The organism is Thermobifida fusca NBRC 14071 = JCM 3263, from assembly GCF_001592045.1.
GTDB classification, from domain to species: domain Bacteria; phylum Actinomycetota; class Actinomycetes; order Streptosporangiales; family Streptosporangiaceae; genus Thermobifida; species Thermobifida fusca.
In genome coordinates this window covers 1-5446 of record NZ_BCWB01000076.1, presented here as the reverse complement: position 1 = coordinate 5446, position 5446 = coordinate 1, and the positions used below count along the sequence as shown (strand labels likewise).

Below are 5446 nucleotides of genomic sequence, written 5' to 3'. Positions count from 1 at the left end.
CGGACGAACTCCGCGCCCACTGGACTGAGCAGAACCGCGCCGCGGTGCGGCGGGCCACCGAACTGCTCTCGGAGATCTGGGAGACGGAGCGCTTCGACCTGTCCACCCTCTCGGTGGCGGTGCGATCGATCCGGTCGCTGGTGGCCTCCAGTATCTGAGCTGACCTGAGCAGACGCGGGCCGGGACCGCAGCAGCGGCCCCGGCCCGCACGCTGCGGGGGTTGGCGCTGCCAGCCCGGAGTTGGTGTCATGGCGGTGTGCAGCCGAACACCGAACGCCCGAGCGTCGACGCGCTGCTCGAAGCCGTCGACCACGTCTGGAACGATGTCGACCGCCTCCGGGACCTCGTCCGCAGCGCACTCCACGAAGGGTTCGGCCCCGAAGTGCTGCCCGCCGCGCAGCGGGTGCGGGAACTCGACCCCGACCTGGACCGGGGCATGGTGCTCTACGCGCTGGCACTGCGCGCCTGCGGCCGGCACGACGAAGCCGAACGGGAACTCATCCGGCACATCAAAGGCCGCGGCGGGCACGCCGACACATGGTTCGCCCTCGTCCCGCTGGCGGAGCGCCGGGGCAGCACCAGGGACGTCGCCACCGCGCTGGCGAACGCGCTGCGCTGCGACCCCGACCACCGGGAAGCCCTTGTGTGGGGGTGGCGGTACCACGCCAGGCAGCACGGAGCCGAGCAGGCCGACGCGTGGCTTGCCGAGCAGGCACCGCGCAGTTGGCGCGCCACGCTGATGCTGGGCGAGCGCGCCCTGCACCGGGGCGAACTGGACTCGGCCCTGGAACTGTTCACTGCCGCCTGCACCCGGGGAGCCCGCCACGGCGAGCCGCTGCGGCGGGCCGCCCGCGCCCTGGCCGCCCAAGGGCACGACACGGAGTGCATCTCCCTCGTGCTCTCCCACTGGAAAGCGTCGCACGGGCCGCTGCCGCTCGTGACAGCGATCGAAGCCCAGTTGCGGCTCGGCCGCATCTCCGATGCGGTCCTTGCCGTGGCCAGACTGCGCGGGCTGGGCGAAGCCGAACGCGACCACCCCGAGGTCGCCGAGGTGTGCCGGAAAGTGGAACAGCTCCGCGTCCACCACGGGCTGTGACGCTGCTGTGCGTTTCCCGGGCAGAAGAAAACTGAGTGGGCGAGAAGGCAGCGGGCGCCGTTTAGACTTGGCAGTGTGGCAGAACTAGACCCCGCAGAGCAGATCAAGGAACTCACATCCACGCTGGAGAACATCGAGGCCGTACTGGACCTCGACGCCAAGCGCACGGAAATTGAGCAGCTGCGGGAGCAGTCAGCCGATCCCGAGCTGTGGAACGACCAGGCCAATGCGCAGAAGGTCACGCGGCGGCTCTCCTTTTTGGAGTCGGAAGTCTCCAAGGTCGAGAACATCCGCAGCCGGATCGATGACCTCGGTGTGCTCTTCGAGCTCGCGGCGGCAGAGAACGACGCCGAAACCCTTGCCGAGGCCCGCAGGGAGCTGGCCGCGCTGCGCAAGGACATCAGCGATCTTGAGGTGCGCACCCTGCTATCGGGCCCCTACGACGAGCGTGAAGCACTGATCAGCATCAACGCTCAGGCGGGTGGGGTCGACGCGGCAGACTGGACGCAGATGCTGCAGCGGATGTACCTCCGCTGGGCGGAGCGCCACGGCTACCCGACGGAGATCTACGAGACCTCCTACGCTGAGGAAGCCGGCATCAAGTCCACGACGTTCGTGGTCAAGGCGCCCTACGCCTACGGCATGCTGCGCGGCGAGCACGGTACGCACCGCCTGGTGCGGATCTCGCCGTTCGACAACCAGAGCCGCCGTCAGACCTCGTTCGCCGGAGTCGATGTGGTCCCGGTCGTCGAGCAGAGCGACCACATTGAGATTGACGAAAGCGAACTGCGGATCGACGTGTACCGCTCTTCAGGGCCCGGCGGCCAGGGCGTCAACACCACCGACTCGGCGGTGCGGATCACCCACCTGCCGACCGGGATCGTGGTCTCCTGCCAGAACGAACGCTCCCAGTTGCAAAACCGCGCTACCGCGATGTCGATCCTCCAGGCCAAGCTGCTGGAACGCAAACGCCAGGAGGAGGAGGCCGAGCTCGCCGCGCTCCGCGGTGAGTCCGCGCGGGCGTGGGGAACCCAGATGCGCAACTACGTGCTCCACCCCTACCAGAGCGTCAAAGACATCCGCACCGGGGTGGAGACCGGGAACACCAGCGCTGTCCTCGACGGAGAGATCGACGAGTTCATCAACGCTGGGATCCGCTGGCTGCGGAGCCGGGAGAGGGACGAGCAGAAGAAAGCGGGATAACTGTGCCGCCGGTGCACGAGCAGAGCCTCGGCGGATTCGCGGAAACGCCCGCCGCGGCTCGGAAAGTCGTGTATATGTGAACGTTATCACCGCTTGACGATCCCTCTATGCTCTTGGTAGCTGACTAGTGTTACTCCCGAGTCCGCTGTGAGGCCCGGGAAGGGAAGACACTGTCGGTGCCGGGGAGCGAACAGCGGCGCCGCACGTTCCGCGGTTCAAAGTGAACCCGGACATTCCGGGTCGCTTTCCCCCTAGACTGTCGTCTGGCCCTGTGGCCGCGGTACTGCCTTGAGCGGACCCACCGCTGTGGGCCCTAACTTCGAGACCCTTGTGATGCGCCCGTGATCCAGTTTGAAAACGTCACCAAGGTCTACCCGACCCAGAAACGTCCCGCGCTGAACAACGTTTCCATCGACGTTCAGAAGGGGGAGTTCGTCTTCCTCGTCGGCCCTTCGGGATCGGGTAAGTCCACGTTCCTCCGTCTCATCCTCAAAGAGGAGAAACCGACCAAAGGTCGGGTCCACGTCGCGGGTAAGGACCTCTCACGGCTGTCGAACTGGAAGGTTCCGCACCTGCGGCGTCGCATCGGCTGCGTATTCCAGGACTTCCGGCTGCTGCCCAACAAGAACGTCTACGAGAACGTGGCGTTCGCGTTGGAGGTCATCGGAAAGCCGCGTCGGTTCATCCGCAAGGTTGTCCCCGAGGTCGTCGAACTGGTCGGCCTCGAAGGCAAGGGCGACCGCATGCCCAGCGAACTCTCCGGTGGTGAACAGCAGCGAGTGGCGATTGCTCGGGCATTCGTCAACCGTCCGCAGATCCTTCTCGCTGACGAGCCGACAGGGAACATCGACCCTGCGACCTCGATCGGCATTATGAAGGTGCTCGACCGAATCAACCGGACCGGAACTACTGTCGTCATGGCCACCCATGACGCTGCCATCGTCGACTCGATGCGCAAGCGGGTCATTGAGCTCGAGGACGGCGAGGTCATCCGTGACCAGTCGCGTGGCGTCTACGGCCAGGCGTACTAGGTCCCGCTTTTCGTGAATCCCGGGCTCGTGGAGCCTTCAGCGGAACCCCGCCCAGCGGCTCTCGTGGTACGCCTACCCAGTGGCGCGGAGCCCAACAAGGATGGACCTTTGACACATCATGCGCGCACAGTTCGTACTCTCTGAGATCTGGATCGGCCTACGGCGCAACCTGACGATGACCATCGCGGTCATCACCACGGTCGCCATTTCGCTGGCCCTCTTCGGTGCTGGCATGCTGATCAACCAGCAAGTCAGCGCAATGCGCGGGTATTGGGACCAGCGGATTTCGATCACGATCTACCTGTGCACCGAGAGCTCACCCAGCAGCCACTGCGTCGAGAACGGGCCCGCGACCGATGAGGACCGCGCCGCGATCCAAGCGGACCTGGAATCCATGCCCGAGGTCGCCAGTGTCGAGTACGTCGACCAGGCCCAGGCGTGGGAGGACTTCCAGAACCGCTTCGCCAACCAGCAGGCCCTCGTCGAAGCCACGCAGGAAGGCGACATCCCCGACAACTTCCGGGTCCAACTGGTCGACCCCTCGCAGTACGAGAAGGTCCAGGAGAGCTTCCGGAACCGGGCCGGCGTCGACATGGTCTCCAACGACAAAGACGTGCTCGACCGGTTCTTCGAACTGTTCGACGTCCTCAAGTGGGCGGCACTGACCTTCGCTATCGTCCAGCTCGCCGCTGCCGCGCTGCTGATCGGCAACACGATCCGCCTGTCGGCCTACAGCCGCCGCCGGGAGACCGGAATCATGCGCCTGGTGGGAGCCTCCAACTTCTACATCCAGCTCCCGTTCCTTCTCGAGGGCGCGATCTGCGGTCTCATCGGCGGTATCATCGCTTCAGGCTTCATCGTCGCAGCCAGGTATGTCCTGCTGGACAAGATCCAGGACTGGTTCTACTCCGGAGTCCGGCTCAGCACGGGGGCACTGCTCTCCGTTATCGGAATGTCCATCATCCTGGGTGTGCTGCTCTGTGCGATCGCCTCTTTCCTGACGCTGCGGCGGTACCTGCGCGTCTGAGGCTCTGATGAGGCGGCCAGCCTGGCGAGGAGCGAGCACACATGGCACGGAAGAAAAAACAGGACAAGGGGCAGGGACCGAAGACCATCGCGCAGAACCGGCGCGCCCGGCACGACTACCACATCGAAGACACCTATGAGGCCGGTCTGGTGCTGACCGGTACCGAGGTGAAGTCGCTGCGTGCCGGCCGTGCCTCCCTGGTCGACGGTTTCGCCCAGATCAAGAACGGCGAGGTCTGGCTGCACAACGTGCACATCCCCGAGTACACGATGGGGACGTGGACGAACCACGCTCCGCGTCGCCCGCGTAAGCTCCTGTTGCACCGGGAGGAGATCGCGAAGCTGGACGCGAAGACCCGCGAGGCGGGCCGCACGCTGGTCCCGCTGTCGCTCTACTTCCGGAACGGCCGGGCCAAGGTCGAGATCGCTCTGGCCCGAGGCAAGCGCGAGTACGACAAACGCCACGACATCGCCGAACGCGAGGCTAAGCGCGAAATGGAAAGAGCTCTGCGTCGGCGGCGTTGAAAGGACAGCAGGTTGCCCCCCCGAAACAGCCTCCGTCGATTCCTTGCCGCGACCACGGGCGCCCTTCTGGTCACGGCCACTGCGGCCTGCGCGGCGGAGCCAAGCCCTGAGGTCGCCGTCCGTAGCTTTCTGCTGAACTGGCAGGAAGGCGACTACGAGGCCGCAGCACAGGTCACCAACGGTGACGTCGCCGAGGTCGCTGAGGCGCTCCGTCAAGCGCACAACCAGCTTGACCTGGCGGCGCTGCGGTTGAGCCTTCGCCCGATCGAGATGGACGGGGACACGGCGACGGCCGGTTTCGGGGCCGAGGCCGACCTCGGTATCGGCGATCCGGTGTGGCGCTACACGGGGACGATCCCGTTGACGCGCACGGACTCGGGCTGGGTGATCGACTGGTCGCCTGCGGTGATCCACCCGGAGCTGGGGGAGGGGGAGCGGCTCGCGGTCACCTACGATGTCCCAGACCGCGGCCAGATCTACGACCGCAACGGCGAACCCCTCGTCGAGGAGACCGAAGTCACCGCGTTCGGGGTGCGTCCCGCCGCGATGGCGGACATGACCGAGG

The 5446-nt window shown here is 65.9% G+C and carries 7 protein-coding genes; all 7 read left to right on the top strand.

Annotated features, from left to right (window positions below; translation table 11 throughout):
* Positions 1–158, top strand: a 158-nt coding sequence (locus tag TF1_RS16665) for a hypothetical protein (protein WP_169803328.1), incomplete at its 5' end; no start/stop codon positions are given.
* 98 nt (positions 159–256) lie between these two features.
* Positions 257–1096 (top strand): tetratricopeptide repeat protein, encoded by an 840-nt coding sequence (locus tag TF1_RS15580; RefSeq protein WP_011292903.1) that lies wholly within the window; start codon positions 257–259, stop codon positions 1094–1096.
* A gap of 75 nt (positions 1097–1171) precedes the next feature.
* Entirely contained in the window at positions 1172–2299 is a 1128-nt protein-coding gene (gene prfB / locus TF1_RS15575; RefSeq protein ID WP_011292902.1) for a peptide chain release factor 2, read from the top strand.
* Between the two features lie 341 nt (positions 2300–2640).
* Positions 2641–3330 (top strand): cell division ATP-binding protein FtsE, encoded by a 690-nt coding sequence (gene ftsE, locus TF1_RS15570; RefSeq protein ID WP_011292901.1) that lies wholly within the window; start codon positions 2641–2643, stop codon positions 3328–3330.
* Positions 3331–3448: 118 nt separating this feature from the next.
* Positions 3449–4357: a permease-like cell division protein FtsX gene (ftsX, locus tag TF1_RS15565; RefSeq protein WP_011292900.1), complete on the top strand. Its 909-nt coding sequence runs from the start codon at positions 3449–3451 to the stop codon at positions 4355–4357.
* A gap of 41 nt (positions 4358–4398) precedes the next feature.
* Positions 4399–4881, top strand: a complete 483-nt coding sequence (gene smpB, locus TF1_RS15560) for an SsrA-binding protein SmpB (protein WP_011292899.1) — start codon at positions 4399–4401, stop codon at positions 4879–4881.
* Positions 4882–4893: 12 nt separating this feature from the next.
* The coding region (locus TF1_RS15555) for an NTF2-like N-terminal transpeptidase domain-containing protein (RefSeq protein ID WP_276525623.1) at positions 4894–5446 on the top strand (553 nt) is incomplete at its 3' end.

Coding starts and splice junctions, on each gene's coding strand:
- smpB (WP_011292899.1), top strand. CDS start 4,399: ATGGCACGGAAGAAAAAACAGGACAAGGGGCAGGGACCGAAGACCATC.
- ftsX (WP_011292900.1), top strand. CDS start 3,449: ATGCGCGCACAGTTCGTACTCTCTGAGATCTGGATCGGCCTACGGCGC.